The organism is Shinella zoogloeoides (assembly GCF_020883495.1).
In the GTDB taxonomy this organism is placed as follows: Bacteria; Pseudomonadota; Alphaproteobacteria; order Rhizobiales; family Rhizobiaceae; genus Shinella; species Shinella zoogloeoides.
This window is the reverse complement of sequence record NZ_CP086610.1, coordinates 3,867,727-3,887,193: the sequence shown is the minus strand read 5'-3', so window position 1 is coordinate 3,887,193 and position 19,467 is coordinate 3,867,727. Positions and strand designations below refer to the sequence as shown.

At 65.7% G+C, this 19,467-nt stretch carries 20 protein-coding genes; 6 read left to right on the top strand and 14 right to left on the bottom strand.

Features of this window, described 5'->3' with window-relative positions:
* Positions 1–124: 124 nt before the first annotated feature.
* Complete coding sequence (locus K8M09_RS19120) at positions 125–685, bottom strand: methylated-DNA--[protein]-cysteine S-methyltransferase (RefSeq protein ID WP_160787311.1); 561 nt, start codon at positions 683–685, stop codon at positions 125–127.
* A 131-nt stretch (positions 686–816) separates the two neighbouring features.
* Between K8M09_RS19120 and K8M09_RS19115 the strand changes: the two genes are divergently transcribed.
* Positions 817–1,875 (top strand): M14 family metallopeptidase, encoded by a 1,059-nt coding sequence (locus K8M09_RS19115; protein ID WP_160787310.1) that lies wholly within the window; start codon positions 817–819, stop codon positions 1,873–1,875.
* 105 nt (positions 1,876–1,980) lie between these two features.
* A complete protein-coding gene (locus tag K8M09_RS19110; RefSeq protein WP_160787309.1) occupies positions 1,981–3,441 on the top strand; it encodes a phospholipase D-like domain-containing protein in 1,461 nt (486 codons plus the stop codon).
* On the opposite strand, the gene K8M09_RS19105 is transcribed toward K8M09_RS19110, so the two are convergent.
* A complete protein-coding gene (locus K8M09_RS19105) occupies positions 3,413–4,225 on the bottom strand; it encodes an endonuclease/exonuclease/phosphatase family protein (RefSeq protein ID WP_160787347.1) in 813 nt (270 codons plus the stop codon). The two genes, K8M09_RS19110 and K8M09_RS19105, sit on opposite strands and share 29 nt — an antisense overlap.
* 115 nt (positions 4,226–4,340) lie before the next feature.
* Positions 4,341–4,820 (bottom strand): Lrp/AsnC family transcriptional regulator, encoded by a 480-nt coding sequence (locus K8M09_RS19100; RefSeq protein ID WP_160787308.1) that lies wholly within the window; start codon positions 4,818–4,820, stop codon positions 4,341–4,343.
* A gap of 149 nt (positions 4,821–4,969) precedes the next feature.
* On the opposite strand from K8M09_RS19100, the gene K8M09_RS19095 reads away from it, so the two are divergent.
* From K8M09_RS19095 to K8M09_RS19085, 3 genes are read left to right on the top strand one after another with little or no spacing between them, the layout of a single operon-like run.
* Positions 4,970–6,139, top strand: coding sequence for an amino acid aminotransferase (locus K8M09_RS19095; protein WP_160787307.1), 1,170 nt, complete (start codon positions 4,970–4,972; stop codon positions 6,137–6,139).
* A 7-nt stretch (positions 6,140–6,146) separates the two neighbouring features.
* Positions 6,147–6,767, top strand: coding sequence for a YitT family protein (locus tag K8M09_RS19090; RefSeq protein WP_160787306.1), 621 nt, complete (start codon positions 6,147–6,149; stop codon positions 6,765–6,767).
* A gap of 49 nt (positions 6,768–6,816) precedes the next feature.
* A complete protein-coding gene (locus K8M09_RS19085) occupies positions 6,817–7,161 on the top strand; it encodes an ArsC family reductase (protein ID WP_160787305.1) in 345 nt (114 codons plus the stop codon).
* On the opposite strand, the gene K8M09_RS19080 is transcribed toward K8M09_RS19085, so the two are convergent.
* The 3 genes from K8M09_RS19080 to K8M09_RS19070 all read right to left on the bottom strand — a co-directional run bounded on the left by K8M09_RS19080 (position 7,158) and on the right by K8M09_RS19070 (position 9,845).
* Positions 7,158–8,015: a C40 family peptidase gene (locus tag K8M09_RS19080; RefSeq protein WP_160787304.1), complete on the bottom strand. Its 858-nt coding sequence runs from the start codon at positions 8,013–8,015 to the stop codon at positions 7,158–7,160. The genes K8M09_RS19085 and K8M09_RS19080 overlap by 4 nt on opposite strands.
* A gap of 19 nt (positions 8,016–8,034) precedes the next feature.
* The gene (locus tag K8M09_RS19075) at positions 8,035–8,385 is read right to left on the bottom strand and encodes a MarR family transcriptional regulator (RefSeq protein WP_160787303.1); all 351 of its coding nucleotides are present in this window, start codon (positions 8,383–8,385) and stop codon (positions 8,035–8,037) included.
* Between the two features lie 68 nt (positions 8,386–8,453).
* Complete coding sequence (locus K8M09_RS19070) at positions 8,454–9,845, bottom strand: leucyl aminopeptidase family protein (protein ID WP_160787302.1); 1,392 nt, start codon at positions 9,843–9,845, stop codon at positions 8,454–8,456.
* Between the two features lie 136 nt (positions 9,846–9,981).
* Here K8M09_RS19070 and K8M09_RS19065 point away from each other — a divergent pair, with 136 nt between their 5' ends.
* Positions 9,982–10,791, top strand: coding sequence for a tetratricopeptide repeat protein (locus tag K8M09_RS19065; RefSeq protein ID WP_160787301.1), 810 nt, complete (start codon positions 9,982–9,984; stop codon positions 10,789–10,791).
* Between the two features lie 86 nt (positions 10,792–10,877).
* Here the strand turns inward: K8M09_RS19065 and K8M09_RS19060 are convergent, their stop codons facing one another.
* The 8 genes from K8M09_RS19060 to K8M09_RS19025 form a co-directional block, all read right to left on the bottom strand.
* A complete protein-coding gene (locus K8M09_RS19060) occupies positions 10,878–11,852 on the bottom strand; it encodes a type II secretion system F family protein (RefSeq protein WP_160787300.1) in 975 nt (324 codons plus the stop codon).
* Positions 11,853–11,863: 11 nt separating this feature from the next.
* The gene (locus K8M09_RS19055) at positions 11,864–12,874 is read right to left on the bottom strand and encodes a type II secretion system F family protein (protein WP_160787299.1); all 1,011 of its coding nucleotides are present in this window, start codon (positions 12,872–12,874) and stop codon (positions 11,864–11,866) included.
* A gap of 9 nt (positions 12,875–12,883) precedes the next feature.
* Positions 12,884–14,359 carry a CpaF family protein gene (locus K8M09_RS19050; RefSeq protein WP_160787298.1) on the bottom strand — a complete coding sequence of 492 codons (1,476 nt, stop codon included), beginning with the start codon at positions 14,357–14,359 and terminating at the stop codon, positions 12,884–12,886.
* Between the two features lie 36 nt (positions 14,360–14,395).
* Positions 14,396–15,646 carry an AAA family ATPase gene (locus K8M09_RS19045; protein ID WP_380734959.1) on the bottom strand — a complete coding sequence of 417 codons (1,251 nt, stop codon included), beginning with the start codon at positions 15,644–15,646 and terminating at the stop codon, positions 14,396–14,398.
* An 85-nt stretch (positions 15,647–15,731) separates the two neighbouring features.
* Positions 15,732–16,418 carry a CpaD family pilus assembly protein gene (locus K8M09_RS19040; RefSeq protein ID WP_160787296.1) on the bottom strand — a complete coding sequence of 229 codons (687 nt, stop codon included), beginning with the start codon at positions 16,416–16,418 and terminating at the stop codon, positions 15,732–15,734.
* Between the two features lie 47 nt (positions 16,419–16,465).
* Positions 16,466–17,917 carry a type II and III secretion system protein family protein gene (locus K8M09_RS19035; RefSeq protein ID WP_160787295.1) on the bottom strand — a complete coding sequence of 484 codons (1,452 nt, stop codon included), beginning with the start codon at positions 17,915–17,917 and terminating at the stop codon, positions 16,466–16,468.
* A 21-nt stretch (positions 17,918–17,938) separates the two neighbouring features.
* The gene (gene cpaB, locus K8M09_RS19030) at positions 17,939–18,742 is read right to left on the bottom strand and encodes a Flp pilus assembly protein CpaB (protein WP_160787294.1); all 804 of its coding nucleotides are present in this window, start codon (positions 18,740–18,742) and stop codon (positions 17,939–17,941) included.
* Between the two features lie 180 nt (positions 18,743–18,922).
* The gene (locus tag K8M09_RS19025) at positions 18,923–19,429 is read right to left on the bottom strand and encodes an A24 family peptidase (protein WP_160787293.1); all 507 of its coding nucleotides are present in this window, start codon (positions 19,427–19,429) and stop codon (positions 18,923–18,925) included.
* Between the last annotated feature and the right edge of the window lie 38 nt (positions 19,430–19,467).

Here is a 19,467-nt window from a genome sequence, read left to right as displayed (position 1 = left end):
CCGTTAAATCAGTGCGTTAGATCGCTAGAAGACAATCGAGTGGGAGTGAGCGTGTAACGCTCCCCATGAGGCAATCCCGAAAGCCCCGGTGTTCGCACCGGGGCTTTTGCTTTTCCAACGAAGGCTAGAACCCGAACGATTGCTGCGCCGGCTCCGGCGGGGCGAAGGAAATGCCCTCCAGCGCCAGCATCTTCAGCTTGGAGGACGAGCCGCCGGGAGCCGAAAAACCGCCGACCTTGCCGCCGGCGGCAAGAACGCGGTGGCAGGGGATGATGAGGGCGACGGGGTTCTTCGCCATGGCCTGCCCCACTTCGCGCGCCATTTCCGGGCCGGCGCCGAGGTCGCGGGCGAGCGTGCCGTAGGTCGTCGTCTCGCCCCAGTGCAGGCGGCGCGCCGCATCGTAGACCGACAGGAAGAAGTCGCTCTGGCCGGCAAGGTCGAGCGGGACGTCGGTGAAATCGGCCTCCTCGCCCGCGAAATAGCGTTGCGCGGCGGCGACGGCCCTTGCAACGGCGGGCGGCGGCTCAGCCGCTTCCGCCTCCGGCAGGTGGCGCAGCAGCAGGCGGCGCGTGGTGGCGGCGTCCTCGCCGGGAAGCTGGAAGCGCACGACGCCGGCCGCCGTCCAGGCGATGCCGCAGGGGCCGCCCGCGGTGTCGAAGATCAGATAGTGGGTCTTGCCGGTCATGGTCGGCTCCTGTTCCCGTTTCGTCACAAGATCGGGCTTTGCCCGTCCGCTTTCAACCCGTTTCTTGCCGGGGCTTGCGCCACAGGCGGCCAATTCGCATAAACGCGGCAAACCATTTGAGGAGAAGCGACGTGGAACGTTCCGAGATCATCATCAGCGGCGATACGGCAGGCAGCGAATGGCGCGTGCCGGTCTTCCGCTTCAAGGGCAGCGATACGGCGGCACCCTCGGTCTATATCCAGGCGGCGCTGCATGCCAACGAGCTGCCCGGCACGGCGCTCCTTCATTTCCTGCTCGAACGGCTGCGCAAGGCGGATGCCGAGGGCGCGATCCGCGGCGACATCACCGTCGTGCCGCAGGCCAATTCCATCGGCCTTTCCCAATATCATTTCGGCGAGATGGGCGGCCGGTTCGACCTTGCCTCGCGCACCAATTTCAACCGCGACTTCCCGCTGGTCGCGCTTGCCGAGCGGGAAACGCTGCTGGAAAATCTCGACCGCCGCAGCGCCGCCGACCAGTTGAAGCGCACGCTGCTGCATATGGCACTCGGCGCGGATCTCATGCTGGACCTGCACTGCGACGACGAATCCCTGCAATATGCCTATATCGACGAGGCCTTCTGGCCGGAGGCCGCGGACCTTGCGGGCGAACTCGACATGGAGGCCGTGTTCCTCTCGGATGGTGAAAGCACCGCCTTCGAGGAGGCCGTCGGCCATGCCTTCAAGCACCAGGGCGGCGCGAAGCTGAAAAGCGTGCCGGGCCGCCTTGCCGTCACCGTCGAGCTGCGCGGCCGGCGCGACGTCTATCCCGAGATGGCAAGGCGCGATGCGGACGGTCTCTGGGCCTTCCTCGCCGGCCGCGGCGTCGTTTCCGACCCGGCGCACAAGGCGAAGGCCTATGCCGGCCCCGCCGTGCCGCTCGACAATATCGAGATGGTGAAGGCGCCCGCGCCGGGCACCGTGCTGTTCCACCGCGATATCGGCGCGACCGTGAAGACCGGCGATCTTCTGGCGACCCTCATCACCCGCCCGGGCGAGCCGGACGGCACGATCGAGGTCAAGGCCGGCCATGACGGGCTGATCGCCACCCGCGCCTCCGCCCGCTATGCGCGGCGCGGCGAGGACCTGATGAAGCTCGCCTGCCACGAGGCGACGCGCAAGGACCGCAAGCCCGGCACGCTGGAAGATTAAAATCTTTCGCGAGGGGGACTATCCTCCCCCTCGCATTCGTATCATCCAGAGCAATATATAAAGGCAGCAAAAGCGTTTGCCGCCTTGGGATGGTCCGCACGCATCATGTTTGAGACGCTCTCCGCCTACTGGCCGCATATCCTCGTCGCCCTGTCGATTGTCCTCGGCGTGCCGGCCGCCATCCACGCGACCATGACGAAGGAAGAGGTGCGGGCCGCCATCGGCTGGGTCGGCGTCATCGTGCTGTCGCCGGTCGTCGGCCCGCTCATCTATGCCGTCGGCGGCGTGAACCGCATCCGCCGCAAGACGCTGAACCTCAGCCGCGAAGGCTTGCTCGCCGCCGGCTGGCACCATATGGCGGAATACGACGTCTCCAACGAGCATGTGCAGGTGGCCTATGGCGGGGCGCTCGCCGCCATGCAGCGCCTTGGCGATGCCGTCGGCCGCTGCAAGCTCACTTCCGGCAACCGCATCGCGCTGCTTTCGACCGGCGACGAGGCCTATGCCGCCATGCTCGCCGCCATCGACGCCGCCGAGCGCTCCATCCTTATGGAAACCTATATCTTCGACCGCGACGGCGCAGGCGAGCGTTTCGTGGCGGCGCTTTCGGCGGCCGTCGCGCGCGGCGTGGCGGTGCGGGTGCTGATCGATGCGGTGGGCGCGCGTTATTCCATTCCGTCCATCGTCTCGGAACTGAAAAAAGCGAACGTGCCGGTCGATGTCTTCAACGGCAATATCGTCATGGGCCTGCGCTTGCCCTATGCGAACCTGCGCACCCACCGCAAGATCCTCATCGTCGACGGAAGCGTCGCCTTTACCGGCGGGCTCAACATCCGCGCCGGCTTCTGCACGGAATTCTCCGGCGAGGCGGCGGCGCTCGACACCCATTTCCGCCTCACCGGCCCCGTCGTCAGCGACCTCTTCCGCATCGCCTACGAGGATTGGCGCTTTTCCGGCGGCGACGACCTCTCGGGCGAGGCCTGGCAGATCGCCCCGCCGCCGGATGCGCCCGACAGCGGCATGCTCGCCCGCGTCGTGCCCTCCGGGCCGGACAAGAGCCTTGAGACCAACCACCGCATGCTGATGGGCGCGGTCTCCGTCGCCAAGCGGCATATCCGCATCATGTCGCCCTATTTCCTGCCGGACCGCGAGCTGATCAGCGCCATCGTCACCGCCGCGCGGCGCGGGGTGGAGATCGACATCGTCGTGCCCTCCGCCAACAACCTGAAGCTCGTCGACCTCGCCATGACCGCGCAGTTCGACCAGCTCCTGAAATATGGCTGCCGCATCTGGCGCGCCTCGGGGGCGTTCAACCACTCCAAGCTTACGGTCGTCGACGGCGCATGGTCCTATGTCGGCTCGTCGAATATCGACCCGCGCTCACTGCGGCTGAATTTCGAGGTGGATATCGAGGTGGTGGACCCGGATTTCGCCGATCTCATCGGCAACCGCATCGACGCCGCGCTTTCGCAGGCGGAGGAAGTGAAGCTCGAAGACCTCCAGGCGCGGCCCTTCGCCCAGCGGCTCGTCGAGCGCGTCACATGGCTTGGCTCACCCTATCTGTAGCGCGCGCGGAAGCGACCTTGAGGTCGATATGCGCCTTGATCGGCAGGTGATCGGAGGCGATGCGGGCGAGCGGCGAATCGTGCACCTCCACGGAGGTGACGAGATCATGCGGATGGCCGAGCGCCCGGTCGAGCGCCAGAACCGGAAAACGGGACGGGAAGCTCGGCACCGCGCCGGAGGCCGGGTCGAAGGTCGGCTGCAGGCGTGAGAGCGAGGAGCGACGGCCGACGCGCCATTCGTTGAGGTCGCCGACAAGCAGGGTCGGCATGTTCTCTTCCTCCGCGACGGAGGCGAGGATCGCCATCGCCTGCTGCTCGCGCGAGCGCTTCAGCAGGCCGAAATGCGCGGCGACGAGCCGTAACTTGCCGAGCGGCAGGTCGAGCGTCACGACCAGCGCGCCGCGCGGCTCCACGCCCGGCAGCTTGAGCTGCCGCACGCCGCCGACGGCGCCCTTGCGGATCAGGATCATGTTGCCGTGCCAGCCGTGGCCGGTGGAGGAGAGCGCGGTGATGGGCACCGGCACGAGGCCGCAGTCGCGTTCCAGCACATCGAGATTGAGCAGGCCGGAACGTTCGCCGAAGCGCTTGTCCGCCTCCTGGATGGCGATGATGTCGGCGTCGATCTCCGCGATCACGCTCGCCGTGCGCTCCGGATCGAAACGGCGGTCGACGCCCACGCATTTGTGCACATTGTAGGACGCGATGACGGTGTCGCCCGGGCGATTGTTCTCCGGCGGCCGGTGGCCGCGGCGGTTGCGGATGGCCGCCAGCAGCGCGGCCGACATGACCTTGTCGTTCAGCTTCCTGTCCACTGGCCCTTCCTTCGTGGCACCGCCCATCATATGGGCGCTTTGCCGCGATCGGCAACCACCGCGCGGCGAGAAAGGTTCCGCAAACGCATCAGGGAAGAGGGCTGACCTGCATCTTCGGGCTGTCGAGAAGGATGGTCGAGCGCAGCGTCTTGATCTCGCCCATGCGCTCGAATTCGCTCCACAGCAGCCGGCGGTAATCCGCGACGTCCTTCACCGCGATCTTGAGGAGGAAATCGAAATCGCCGGCGACCGTGTGGCACTCCACGACCTCCGGCATGCGCCGCACGAGATCGATGAAGCGCTCGCCGACCTTCGGCGCAGTGCGCTCCAGCGTCACCTCCAGAAAGGCCTGGAAACCGATGCCGGCCGCGCGCGGATCGACGATGACCGTGTGGCGGATCACGCCGCTCGCCTCCAGCCGCGCCAGCCGGCGCGAGAGCGGTGCGGGCGACAGGCCGACCTTCTCCGCGAGCTGGTTGTTGGAGAGCCCGGCATCCTCGACGAGCAGGCGGATGATGCGCCGATCCGTCTGGTCCAGCACCAGTTCCTCGCCCGCCCTTTTCTCCATATCGGCCTCCACGCAAAAAACCATATCAATCTAGCGATATGCAGCAATAAGACAAAAGCTTCTTGCGCTTTCCCCGCAATATCATGGTCGATTTTGCGGCAAATTTGCCCTACACCGCTCTCACACTCCACCCACACAGGAACCCGGCCATGTTCGACGCCCTCACCCGCCAGCCCGACGATCCGTTGCTCGCCCTCATCGGCCTTTTCCGGGCGGACGAGCGCGCCGGCAAGGTGGACCTCGGCGTCGGCGTCTATCGCGACGAGACGGGCGCGACGCCGATCTTCCGCGCGGTGAAGGAAGCCGAGCGCCGCCTCGTCGAAACGCAGCCGACCAAGGCCTATGTCGGCCCGGAAGGCGACCCGGTCTTCCTCGACCGCCTCTGGGCGCTGACGACGGGCGAGGCCGGCAAGGGCCGCGCCACCGCCGCGCTCCAGACGCCGGGCGGCTCCGGCGCGCTGCGCCTTGCCGCCGACCTGATGGCGCGCATGGGCACCAAGGGCATCTGGCTCGGCCTGCCGAGCTGGCCGAACCATGCCAGCATCTTCAAGGCCGCGGGCCTTGAGGTCATCACCTATCCCTTCTTCGACATTCCCTCGCAGGCCGTTCTCTTCGACCGCATGATGGAAGCGCTTGCCGGCGCCGCCGCAGGCGATGCCGTGCTGCTGCATGCGAGCTGCCACAACCCGACAGGCGCGAACCTTTCGGCCGAGCAGTGGCGCGCGGTTTCCGATCTCATCGCCGAAAAGGGCCTGCTGCCGCTCGTCGACATCGCCTATCAGGGTTATGGCCGCGGCCTCGACGAGGACGCCGCCGGCCTGCGCACGCTGCTTGCCACCGTGCCGGAAGCGCTGGTTTCCGTCTCCTGCTCGAAGTCCTTCGGCCTCTACCGCGAGCGCACCGGCGCGATCTATGCGGCCTGCAGCAATTCCGAGACCGCACTTTCCGTGCGCACCAACCTCGCCGCCCTCGCCCGCACCAGCTATTCCATGCCGCCGGACCATGGCGCGGCCATCGTCAGCACGATCCTCGGCGACCCGGCGCTGACGGCGGACTGGAAGGCCGAGATCGAGACCATGCGTCTGCGCATCACCACGATCCGCGAGCGCCTCGCCGCCGGCCTTTCCGCCCGCTGGCAGGTGCTGACCGCCATCCGCGAACAGGAAGGCATGTTCTCGCTGCTGCCGCTGGAAGAGGCCGATGTGCTGAAGCTGCGCGCCGAGCACGCCATCTACATGCCGACCTCCGGCCGCATCAACATCGCCGGCCTCAAGACGGCGGAAGTCGATGCCGTCATCACCAAGTTCCTGAGTCTCTGAGGGAAAGATGGCCATCGAGACCGACGCACAGACCGAGCGCCATTCCGCCTATGAGGATATCATCGCCATCGTCATCGGCACCTTGTTCATGGCGCTCGGCGTGGTGATCTACACCAAGGCCGTGCTGCTTGCCGGCAGTACGGCAGGCCTTGCTTTGCTGCTGCAATATGCGACCGGCATCGGCTTCTGGTGGCTGTTCTTCGCCATCAACCTGCCCTTCTACATCCTCGCCGTCAAAAAGCTCGGCTGGGCCTTCACGCTGCGCACCTTCGCCGCCGTCACGCTCGTGTCGATCTTTACCCGGCTTACCGCCGAGCTGATCTCCTTCTCCCATCTCGATCCGCTCTATGCGGCGATCATGGGCGGGGCGCTTTCCGGCACCGGCCTTCTCATCCTCTTCCGCCACCGCACGGGCCTCGGCGGCATCAATGTGCTGGCGATCTACCTGCAGGATCGTTTCGGCCTGCGCATCGGCTATTTCCAGCTTGCCGTCGACCTTTGCATCCTCTCGGCCGCCTTCTTCGTCATTCCGCTCGACCGCCTCGCCCTGTCGGTGCTTGGCGCCGTCGTCGTCAACATGACGCTCGCCATCAATCATCGCCCCGGGCGCTATCTCGGGGTGACGTGAGGGCATCGGCGCTCTATGAAGGCCATCGCGAGGGCATGAGGAGACAGACGTGACCGTCACGATCTACGGCATCAAGAACTGCGACACGATGAAGAAGGCCCGCACCTGGCTCGACGCCAAGGGCATCGCCTATCGCTTCCACGACTACAAGGCTGAAGGTATCAACGAAGCGAGCCTGAAACGCTGGGTCGACGCGCTCGGCTGGGAAACCGTGCTCAACCGCGCCGGCACCACCTTCCGCGCCCTCCCCGATGCCGACAAGCAGGATCTCGATGCGAAGAAGGCCATCGCGCTGATGCTCGCCCAGCCCTCAATGATCAAGCGGCCGATGCTCGACCGCGACGGCGCGCTGACCGCCGGATTCAAGCCGGATATCTACGAGACCCTGTTTTAAACGGGGCGGCGATAGCCCGTCGGCTGCTGGTAAAGGTAGCCGGTGCGCTCGATGGCGGCGGCAAGCGGTTCGCGCGCCACGCTCATCGTATGGCCGTTGGCGTGGATGATGGTCGCCTCGTCTTCCATGATGGCGACATGGCCCTTCCAGAACACGAGATCGCCGCGCCGCAGCTCTTCCCGTTCGATGGGCGTGCCGAGGCCGGCGGCCTGCATGTCGGAATCGCGCGGCGCACTACGCCCCGTCATCATCATCGAAAGCTGCACGAGGGCCGAGCAGTCGAGGCCGAAGCCCGAGCGGCCGCCCCACAGATAGGGCGTTTCAAGGAAACGGCCGGCAATGGCGACATAGTCGTCGCCCGCCGTCCCGCCTACCGGCAGGCAATGGCCCGCGACGACGGACTGGCCGCCTTCCAGCGTGAAATAGCGCGTTCCTCGTGTTTCGCTCTCGCTGACAACCGTTAGCCGGCTTCCGATGGAAAGCGCGAAGGCCATGGGCGTGCGCAGGTCCGGGCCGGTATAGGCGAAGGTGCGCGGCACGGCGACGATGTGGGTTGCAGGCGTCACGGTCGCATCCAGCGCCGTTTCCGGCAGATAGCCGACATAACCGTCGAAATCCGATTTCACCCAGGCCCAGCCGTCCGCCCGGTCGAGCACGCGGAGGCCTTCGCCGAACAGCACCTGCGTGTCGATGCCGGCGGCCTCGTCCGGCCGGGGCCGGAGGGAGGCGACGGGGGCCGAAAGGCGTGCCGGCGTGCCGGCGACATAGTGCCCGGCGGGAACAGAGCCGCGCAGGGCTTCCTCGGCAAGATCGGGGCGGTAGGCGTGGAGGCGGCGGTCTGGCAGGGCGTTCATGATCTTCTCGCGGAAACCTTCAGGAAGTCTGGCTGCGGCCTGTGGCGATTATAAGATCGCCGAGGCGTTCGAGGAAGAGGGCGCCGTCCACCGTGCGCTTGATGACGACGTTGCGCTTGTCGCGCTCATCGCGCTGGCGGGTGACGAGGCCCTGTTCGCCCATCGTGTCGAGCGCCCGTGTGATGACGGGCTTGGTGACGCCGAGCTTGGCGGCCAGCCCCCGCACGGTATGCGGCGGCGGCACGAGGTAGATTTCGAGCAGGATGGCGAGCTGGCGCAGCGTCAAGTCGCGCCCGTCGTGATGCACCTGCTGCACCGTGACCGCGTGCCAGAGGCCGAGCGCCTGCGATGGGGTCAGATCTACCGGCACGGCGGTTTCTCCCGGGCGAATGATTTCGTTACGCTACCGTATCATTCGCCCGAAGGAAAGCTCTGCGCCTATGCGGTGACGTTGCGCAGGTGGTGGTAGAGCGCGCGGATCGCCTGCGCCTCGCCGCCGACGGGCGAATGCGGCCGCTCGGCCTGCGCCCAGCCGTAGATGTCGAAATGCGCCCAGTGCTTGTTGCGCGTCACGAAGCGCTTGAGGAAGAGCGCCGCCGTGATCGAGCCCGCCATGCCGCCCGAAGGGGCGTTGGTAAGGTCGGCGATGCGGGCGGAGACGTCCTTGTCATAGCCCATATAGAGCGGCATGCGCCACATCGGGTCGTCCACCGCAAGGCTCGCCTCGGTGAGGTCGTGGGCAAGATCCTCGTCATCGGTGAAGAAGGGCGGCAGGTCGGGGCCGAGCGCAACGCGGGCCGCGCCCGTCAGCGTCGCCATGTCGACGATGAGGTCGGCATCCTCCTCGTCCGCATAGGCGAGCGCGTCGGCAAGGATCAGCCGGCCCTCGGCATCGGTATTGTCGATCTGCACCGTCAGGCCCTTGCGGCTCCTGTAGATGTCGCCGGGGCGGAAGGCGTTGGCGGAAATGGAGTTCTCCACCACCGGCAGCAGCACGCGCAGATCCACCTTCAGCTTGGCGTCCATGATCATCAGCGCAAGGCCCATGACATTCGCCGCGCCGCCCATGTCCTTCTTCATCAGGAGCATGGAGGAGGACGGCTTGATGTCGAGGCCGCCGGTATCGAAGCACACGCCCTTGCCGACCAGCGTCACGCGCTTGCCGCCCTTCTTGCCCCAGCGCAGTTCGAGCAGGCGCGGGGCCTGCGCGGCGGCACGGCCAACCGTGTGGATGAGCGGGAAATTCTCCTTGAGCAGATCCTCGCCGGTAATCACCGAGACCTTCGCCTTGTAATGCTCGCCGAGGGCGCGGAAGACATCCTCCATCGCCTCCGGCCCCATATCGTTTGTCGGCGTGTTGATGAGGTCGCGGGCAAGGAAGACGCCGGCGAGCTGGCGCTTGATGTCCGTGGCGTCGGCATCGGTCGGAATGAGCAGGGTCGGCGCTTCGGAGGCGGAGGCCTTGTAGCGCTCGAAACGGTAGCTGCCGAGGCCGTAGCCGAGGGAAAGGCGGTTCGCCGTCAGCGGCGCGGTCTCTATATGCCAGTCGCCGGCCGGAAGGGTGCGCGCGAGCTTGCCCGTCAGGAAGGGTGCGTCCGACGGGTTCTTGCCGAGGCCGAACAGCGCGCCACCGAGATGCCCGTCTTCGGTCGGCACCATCAGGAGCGCGCCCGCCTCCGCTTTGAAGCCGGCCTTCTTGGCCCAGTCGAGCGCGATCGGATCGATCGTCCCGGTCTCGATATGGGCCGGCGTGATGGCGAAGATCGGCAGGGTCCTGCCGCCTTTCGTGTTGAAAGGAGAGGGCCGGTCGATGAACTGGAAGGGGGCCATGGCGGAACCTTTGGAGCGAATCTCTGAACGAGGGCAATTAACACTCTGTTAGGGTTAACAGATTATTGCTGGAGCGGAGATTGCGGCGTGATTCATTAACCGCCGCGGGATGCGGAAATCGCTTCGGGGACTGATCATGGCCGCTTGCCCTCCTTCCATTCGCTCGACGCTCCTTACGGGCGCAGCCCTTCTTGCCATCGGCGTCGCGGTCACAGGCTGTGCCGGCAAGAGCAACATGACCACCGGCTCCATCCCGAACAGCGGCAAGCCGGTCGGCACGATGAACGCGACGGAGCTGCGCAGCGCCGCCGACAGCATCGGTCAGGCCTATGAGAAGAACCCCAAGGACCCGCAGGTCGGCATGAACTATGCCAGCGTGCTGCGCATGAACGGGCGCAACGACCAGGCGCTCGCCGTCATGCAGCAGGTCGCCATCAACAACCCCAACAACCGCGAAGTGCTCGCCGCCTACGGCAAGGCGCAGGCCGCCGCCGGCCAGCTCCAGCAGGCGCTGGACACGATCCTGCGCGCCCAGACCCCGGACCGGCCGGACTGGAAGCTGAAATCGGCCGAGGGCGCGATCCTCGACCAGCTCGGCCGCTCGGGCGAAGCGCGCCAGCGTTACCGCGAAGCGCTCGACATCCAGCCGAACGAGCCTTCGGTCCTCTCCAATCTCGGCATGTCCTATGTGCTGGCCCGGGACCTGAAGACTGCCGAGACCTATCTGCGCTCGGCCGCCCAGCAACCCGGCGCCGACAGCGGCGTGCGCCAGAACCTCGCGCTCGCCGTCGGCCTGCAGGGCCGCTTCCAGGAAGCCGAGACCATCGCCCGGCAGGAGCTGACCGCCGCGCAGGCCGAGGCCAATGTCGCGTATCTGCGCGCCATGCTGACCCAGCAGAACGCCTGGAAGAAACTGGCGGCCGACGACAGCCGGAGCACCAACTGAGACCCAAAGCGTCCCTCCCAAGACGCAAACGCCCCGGCCGACACGAGCGTCGACCTGGGCGTTTTCATGTCGGTAGAGCTTTTATTTTAGAAGCGGTCGGAAACCTGGATGCCGGCGGGGCCGAGAATGACGGCGATCAGCACGGGCAGGAAGAACAGGATCATCGGCACGGTCAGCTTCGGCGGCAGGGCAGCGGCCTTCTTTTCCGCCTCGTTCATGCGCTGGTCGCGGCATTCCTGCGCCAGCACGCGCAGCGCCTGGGCGAGCGGCGTGCCGTAGCGCTCGGCCTGGATGAGGGCCTGCGTGACCGCTTTCACCGTGTCGAGACCGACGCGCGTGCCGAGGTTTTCATAGGCCTGCCTCCGCTCCTGCAGGAAGGAAAGCTCGGCCGTGGTGAGCACCAGCTCCTCGGCCAGTTCCGGCGAGGCCATGGCGATCTCGTCGGCGACGCGCTTGAAGGCCACTTCGATGGAAATGCCCGATTCCACGCAGATCAGCATGAGGTCGAGCGCATCCGGCCAGGCCCGGCGGATCGACGTCTGGCGCTTCGACACCTTGTTGGAGATGAAGATGTTGGGCACGTAGAAGCCGATATAGGCGATGACGACCGTCGCAAGGACGCGCATCGGGAACGGCTTGTCACCGAGGAAGCCGAGATAGAAGATGTAGAAGATGGCGAGCGCCAGGAAGACGAAGGGCAGAACGAAGCGCGCGAAGAGGAAGACGTTGAGGGCGTTCTGGGACCGGTAGCCCGCCTGCCGCAGCCGGTTCATCGTGTTGGCGTCGACCAGCGCCTCGCGCAGGTTCAGCCGCTCCACGACCTGGCGGACCGAGGTGTTGTGCTGGGCGCGCAGCGAGGCCTTGCTCTGCACGGCTTCCGCATTGAGGCGGGCGCGTTCGCGCGCACGCATCTGCTCGCGTTCCAGCGCCACCGCCTTCATGCGTTTGTCGAGGTCGCCGCGGTCGAAATAGGGTGCGGCGAGCGTATAGAAGGTCGCCAGCACGGCGATCACCACGAAGGCCGGGAGAAGGAAGGCTGGATCGGTGAGCAGGGCGACCATGACCGGATATCCTAGATGTCGAAATTGATCATGTTGCGCATCACGAAGATGCCGATGGACATCCACACCGCGGAAATGCCGAGGATGATATGGCCGCGCGGATCCGTGAACAGGATCATGATGTAGCCCGGCGAGGTGAGGTAGACGAGCAGCGTCACGATGAACGGCAGGGCGCCGATGATGACCGCCGAGGCCTTGGCTTCCATCGAGAGCGCGCTGACCTTGGCGCGCATCTTGCGGCGTTCGCGCAGCACGCGCGAAAGGTTGCCGAGCGCTTCGGAAAGGTTACCGCCCGCCTGGCTCTGGATGGCGATGACGATCGAGAAGAAATTGACTTCCTGCAGCGGGATGCTGGTGAACATGCGCGCGCAGGCCTCGGACACGCTGAGGCCGACCTGCTGGGATTCGACGACCTTGCGGAACTCCGTGCGCACCGGCTCCTGCCCCTCGGACGCGATCAGCCGGAGCGCGTCGGTCAGCGGCAGGCCCGACTTGATCGAGCGCACCATGACGTCGAGCGAGTTGGGAAACTCCTCTAGGAACTTGTTCAGCCGGCGCTTGATGAGGAAGCCGACGAACCAGCGGGGAAAACCCGCCGCGGCGATGAAGCCGACACCGAGCGACACCAGCAGGCCCGCGCCCGCCAGAAGCGTCACCACGAGGGCGAAGAGGCCGAAGACGACGCTGAACACATAGAATTTCGCGGGCGTGAGCGACAGGCCCGCCTGCGCAAGCTTCGCCTTGAGCGTCGTCGCGACACGCTTGGTCTGTTCCTGCTGCTTCTTTTCGAGATCCTTCAGGGATTCCTGCACCGACCGGCGACGCTTGGAAAGCTCCTGCATGCGGTCGCGCGCGACCTTCGCCCGGGCCTGGTCCGTCTCGCTGGCCTGCACGCGGCGGACACGGATTTCCGTCTTCTTCTGCGCCTCGATACGCGAGAAGAGCAGGCCGTAGGCGAGGCCCGCGGTGGAGAGTGCGGCCAGCGCGAAAATCGCGACGATGGTGATATCCAGTCCGAACATCCCTGCCCCTTACGGCTTTTCCATCGCGTCGAGCGTCGCCGCCAGGCGCTTGTCCTCGTTGAAATAGCGGGCGCGATCCCAGAAATGCGGCTTGCCGATGCCCGTGCCCATGTGCTGGCCGATGATCCGGCCGTTGGCGTCCTCGCCCTGCAACTCGAAGCGCATCAGGTCCTGCGTGACGATGACGTCGCCTTCCATGCCGACCACTTCGGTGATGTGGGTGATGCGGCGCGAACCGTCGCGCAGGCGCGAGGCCTGGATGATGACGTCGATGGAGCCGGCGATGATCTCGCGCACGGTCTTGGCCGGCAGCGTGTAGCCGCCCATGGCGATCATCGATTCCATACGGGAGAGGCATTCGCGCGGCGTGTTGGCGTGGATCGTGCCCATGGAGCCGTCGTGGCCGGTGTTCATCGCCTGCAACAGGTCGAAGACCTCCGGTCCGCGCACTTCGCCGACGATGATGCGTTCGGGACGCATGCGCAGGCAGTTCTTGATGAGGTCGCGCATGGTGATCTCGCCCTCGCCCTCGATATTCGGCGGGCGGGTTTCGAGACGCACGACATGCGGCTGCTGAAGCTGGAGTTCGGCCGAGTCCTCGCAGGTGATGACCCGCTCGTCCCGGTCGATATAGTTGGTGAGGCAGTTGAGCAGCGTCGTCTTGCCCGAGCCAGTGCCGCCGGAGATGACGAGATTGCAGCGCACGCGGCCGATGATCTGGAGGAGCGCGGCGCCTTCCGGCGTGATCGAGCCGAAGCGCACGAGCTGGTCGAGCGTCAGCTTGTCCTTCTTGAACTTGCGGATGGTGAGCGCCGTGCCGTCGATGGCGAGCGGCGGGGCGATGACGTTGACGCGCGAGCCGTCGGGAAGGCGCGCGTCGCAGATCGGGCTGGATTCGTCGACGCGGCGGCCGACCTGGCTGACGATGCGCTGGCAGATGGAAAGAAGCTGGGCGTTGTCACGGAAGCGGATTTCCGATTCCTGCACCTTGCCACCCACTTCGATATAGGTCTTGCCCGCGCCGTTGACCATGATGTCGGCAATGTCGTCGCGCGCCAGGAGCGGCTCCAGCGGGCCGTAGCCGAGAACGTCGTTGCAGATGTCGTCGAGCAATTCCTCCTGCTCGGAGATCGACATCGCGAAATTCTTGATCGTGATGATGTCGTTGACGATATCGCGGATTTCCTCGCGCGCGCTTTCCGTGTCCAGCTTGGCGAGCTGCGACAGGTCGATCGTGTCGATGAGCGCGGAGAAGACCTGGCTTTTGGTGTCGTAGTAGTCTTCCGTGCGCGCCACGCGGCGGCGTGTAGCGGCGGCGGCCGGCGCGGCCGCCGGGGGCGGAGCCGGCTCGAAGACGGGCTGCGCGGGCGCGGCGGCGACGGGCCGCTCGGCCGTTACCGTCGTGGCGGCCGCGGGCACGGCATGGGCCGTCTGACCCATCGTGCCGCTCTTGCCGGAACCTTCATTGCCGCGCTTGCCGAACATGCCGCTTCATCCAGTCTGTTGCATCGCCCCTATGGGCTACTTCCGTCCGAGCAGGCCGAGCATCTTGCCGAGGCCGGCCTTTTTGGGTTTCTTCACCGTCGCGCGTCCCGTCACCAGATGGGCGATCTGCGAGAAGGTCTCCGCCGTCGGCGACTTGCGATCCATCTCCGCGATCATGCGGCCGCTATTGGCCGCCGTGCCGAAGAGCTGGGCGTCGAAGGGGATGATCGCGACCGGCTCGACGCCGAGCGGCTCGCAGAAATCGGCAGGGGCGATTTCCGGGCGCTTCGGCATGCCGACCTGGTTGAGGATCAGGTGCGGCGGCTTGTCGTTCGGCCTGAGCTTCTTCAGCGCGTCGATCATGTTCTTGGCGTTGCGCAGGTTGGCAAGATCGGGCACGGCCGTGATGACCAGCTCGTCGACCTCCGACAGCAGCGTGCGCGTCCATTCCGACCAGGCATGCGGCACGTCGAGCACCGTTACCGGCGCGCTGCGCTGGAGCACTTCGAGCACCGGTTGGAACGCGCCGCGCTCGAGATCGTAGGCGCGGTCGAGCATGGAAGGGGCGGCAAGCAGCGAAAGATGCTCGGAGCATTTGGCCAGCAGGCGGTCGAGGAAGACCTCGTCGAGACGTTCCGGCGCGAAGATCGCCTCGGAAAGGCCCTGCGGCGGGTCCTGGTCGAAATCGATATTGGCCGTGCCATAGGGCAGGTCCAGGTCGGCGAGGATCACCTCGGTCTGGAACAGGCTGGAAATGTCGAAGGCGCAGTTATGCGCGATGGTCGAGGAACCGACCCCGCCCTTGGCGCCGATGAAGGCGATGGAGCGGCCGAGCGGCTCGGCGTCCGGGTCGATGAAGATCGCCGCCATGGCGTTCAGCACATCGGCCATGCCGACCGGCCCGACCATATATTCGGAAATTCCGTTGCGGATAAGCTCGCGGTAGAGCGGGATGTCGTTGTAGCGCCCGACGATGATCACCTTGGTGCTGGGATCGCATACCTCGGCAAGCGGCGCGAGCTCATCCATGATGTCGCCCGGCTGCGCCGAGGTTTCGAGAATCAGGAGATTGGGCGTCGGCGCGGAGGCGAACATGCTGGCCGCCGCCGCGACGCTGGCGCTGGAAACCTTCAGGCTCACCTTCGCCATGCGGCGGTCCTGCCCGCAGCGCTCCATCATGCGCAGCATCGCCTCGCTCTCGCAGAAGGCATGCACGGAGATGCGCGGCAGCGGACGCAGGGCCTCCAGGTCCGCGGCACGGACCGTCTCATCCGCTGCGTCCTGCATCCGCCCGTTGTCGAAGTCGTAGTCAACCGTGCTCATGGCGTTACCCTGGCTTTGCTCGGGGAGTGGGAAGGCATCGTCACGATCCTCACATGCTCGTATAGGCTTCGCGGTAACGCTCCAGCGCCTTGCCGCGCTGCATGGCGTCTGCCGGCGTCATGCGGCGCGGGCCGAGAAGATCGTTCGGATCGGCGATCTGGGCGGCAAGGTTGTTCTGCGTGGCGCAGCCGAAATTGTAGTAGTTCTTGTTCTCGGTGGTGTTGAACAGGATATCCTCCGGCCACTGGCCGCAGGGCGCCGTCGAGGCGGCAATGGCGAAATAGCTGAGCCGGATCGGCGCGGCCTCCTCCGGATCGGGCGCGGAATAGCTTTCGATGAGCACCCGCTTGGCCGGTATGCCCTGGCTGGCAAGAACCTTGCGGATCTGGCGCGCGGCCACTGTGGTCGCCGCGTCGTTGCGCGATCCCTGCGGCACGACGATGCGGAACATGCCGGAGGATTCGTTGGAGTAACGGTCCGCGAAGCCGGCGATCACCTCGCTCTGGCCGCGGGTCAGCCGCGTCGCGCCCGTGGCGATGGGGATATCGATCGTCCGCTCCTGCTCGCCGACGACGATCGGATGGCGGGTACGGTAGTCGTCCGGCAGGGAGCCGGTCGTCGTGCGGTCGGCATTGGCGCAGCCCGAAGCGACCGCGATGATGGCGGCCATGGCCAGGAGCGCGGCGTTGCGCTTCGGATTGCGGTTCATGCGGCGGTTCTTTCCGGTGCTGTGCATTTCGTTTGCCATTGGCTGGGCCCGTCCCTTCGTCACGTCGCACCCGATCATTTGTAGATGAACCCGACGCTGCCTTCGTAGCGCTGGGCCGGCAGTCCGTTCTTCTGGCCGTAGAGCCGGTTCACCTGGCCGAGGAAGACGCTGGCGGCGTCGTTGGCCGCGTTGAAATTGTCGTCCGGCCGCGCCAGGGCGTTGCGGGCGACGGGCTTGACCAGATAGGGCGTGGCGATGATCACCAGTTCGGTCTCGTTGCGCTCGATGGCCTTGTGGCGGAACAGCGCGCCGAGCACCGGAACCTTGGAGGCGACCGGCGTGCCGGACACGGATTGCTGCGTCTCGTCGCGGATGAGGCCCGCCAGTGCGATGGAACCGCCCGACGGAAGCTCGACGACCGTCTCCGCGTCGCGGCGGCGGTATTCACCGACCGCGCCCTTCGCGTCGAGAACAGGTTCGGAGACCTTCGTCTTGATGCGTAGGCCGATACGGCCCGAGGAAAGCACGGTGGGCGTGAAGCCGAGCGAGATACCGTACTGGTAGGTCTCGATGCGGGTGCCGCCGTCGCCGTCCGACACGGAGTAGAGACGCTCGCCACCGGAATTGAAGGTCGCGGACTGGCCGGAAACCGCCGTCAGGGTCGGCTCGGCCAGCGTGCGGATGGCTTTTGCCTGTTCGAGTGCGCTGAGGGCGGTGTCGATGCCGAGCTTGCCGATATTGCCAACGACATTGCCGGCGACGCCGCTGCTGGTCGTATCGAAGATCAGCGTCTCGAGGCCGGAGCCGGAAGCGCCGGGAAGGCGCTGGAACGTGTTGTCGAAGCCGAGCTGCTTGAGCACTTCGCGGCGGATTTCCGCGACGGTCACCTTCAGCGTGACCTGATCCTCGCCCTCGACGCGCAGCATGTTGACGACCTGCGATTCCCGGCCGCCGCCGAGAATAACCGTCTCGTCGTTGTCGCTCAGCTTGCGGGTCGCCGCTTCGCCGCCCTTGAGGAAGATTTGCGCGAGGTTCACCGCCTGCGTGGAGTCCTGCGGCGTGCGTACGGTGCCGCTGAGGACGATGTTGTCGGAAATGATCTCGACCTGGATATCGGAATCAGGGATGAAGCGGCGCAGATTCGCCTGAAGCCCGTCGACGTCGCGCTCCACATTGAGGTCGATGCTGACGATTTCCTCGCCGTTCGGGCCGAAGACGAAGATGTTGGTCTGGCCGACTTCCTTGCCGAAGAGATAGATACGGCGCGAGGTGCGCGTCACGGCGTCCGCCTTCACCGGGTCGGCGACGAGAATGTCGTGCGCATCGCTCGGCAGGTCGATGACGATGGCCTTGTTGAGACCGAGCCGGATCGACTTGCGCGCGCCGGGGCCGCTGTCCTGGATGCGGATGACCGACGGCGTCGCCGCCTCGGCCAGGGACGGCGCGGCGGGCAGGCCGGAGAACGCCAGGCAGAAACTCAATCCGCCTGCGACAGAAGCTCTAAAAGTTCTGGCAATACCAAACACGGGTTCAGCTCCTGATCGTTATTATTCTGCGGCCGGCTTGGAGCCGACGATTTCACCGGTCTTGATGATCTGCACCTGCGGCGCACCGTCTTTTCCGCTGAGCAGGTAGTCGGCCGCGCCATTGTCCGGCTCCTGCGCATCCGCGACGGAGCGCAGCGCCAGCGACAGGCGCTCGGCCATTTCCTGGGCGACCATGATCACCCTGGTCTGGTCCGGGTTGAGTTCGAGCGTGGCCGTGTTGCCGACGACCGATTTCGAGCCGTCGGGCTTTTCCTGGATCTGCTGGTCGATGGCGAGAACCCGCACATTGGACAGCACGGTCTCGGTCACGTAGCCGCCGGTATCGCCCTTGCGCACCATGATGACGTCGACGCGGTCGTTCGGCAGCACGAAGCCGCCCGCGCCCGTCGCCACGGAAATCTCCGTCGCCACGGCGCGTTTGCCGGACGGCAGCAGCGAGGACATGATCCGGTTCGACGAATCGGCAATCTTCTCCTGGCGGATCGGCTCGCCGTTGAAGATCGGCAGGCGCGTGATGGCGCCGTCCAGCGCCTCCACCGCGTCCGGCCGGCTCTGGTCGGTGATGAAGCCATCGACGATCGACCCCTTCGGCCAGGCCGCCCAGGCGACCGTGCCCGGGTTGAGGCGCGCGCCGATCGGCAGGCTTTCCTTGGCGACGAGCACGTTGATCGTGGGTTCGCGCTCGACGACGGTTTCGGTCCGCGTCATCACGCGCCCACCGCGGGCGACCTGCAGGGCAAGCAGGCCCGCAACGCCCGCCGAAACGACGGCTACTGCCAGAATGATGATTCGCGCCGGTTTCATGTGGTTGTTCCTGAGCTGCGGAGTCGCCTATCCGCCCACATTGACCGGCAATGGTGTAATTATGGTTAATAGTCGCCTTACAGGTATGGTTAACGGCCGGTTGACGGCACAATTTGCACAAACGCGTTCAGGGCGGCATTCCTGCCGCCCGCCGGACATGCAGCCGTTCGGAAAGCGTTGTCAGCCGCCGAGGGCGGCGAGCATCAGCGGTGAGGCCGGATAGGTCATGAAGGCCGCGATGCCGATGGCGATGCCATAGGGAACCTTCTTCTCCAGCACCAGATGGCTGGGAATGGGCAGGCCGGAGGCGAGGATCGTGTTGGTGTGCGCGCGCAGCCTGATGATCGCAAGGCTCAGCACGCCGCCGAAGACCGATACGAGGAGAAGAAACTCGAAAAGCGAGAAGGTCATCCCGAACCAGACGGCGCTGGCCGTCAGCAGCTTCGCATCGCCGCCGCCCATGATGTTTAAGGCGAAGAGCGCAAAGCAGACGGAGAAGACGATGAGACCGGCCGCCACATGCATGGCGATATCGGTCAAACCGAGGCCGGCAAGCGGGGCGACGACGAAGAATGCAGCCAGCAGGATCGCCGGGACCCGGTTGGGAATGTGCATCGTGAAGAGATCGGAACAGGCCGCAATCGCAAGGCAGAGCGGAAATACGACGAAGATGATGGCCTGGGTCACGATGATCTCCTTTTGTCGGATCGGATGATGCGCCCGAT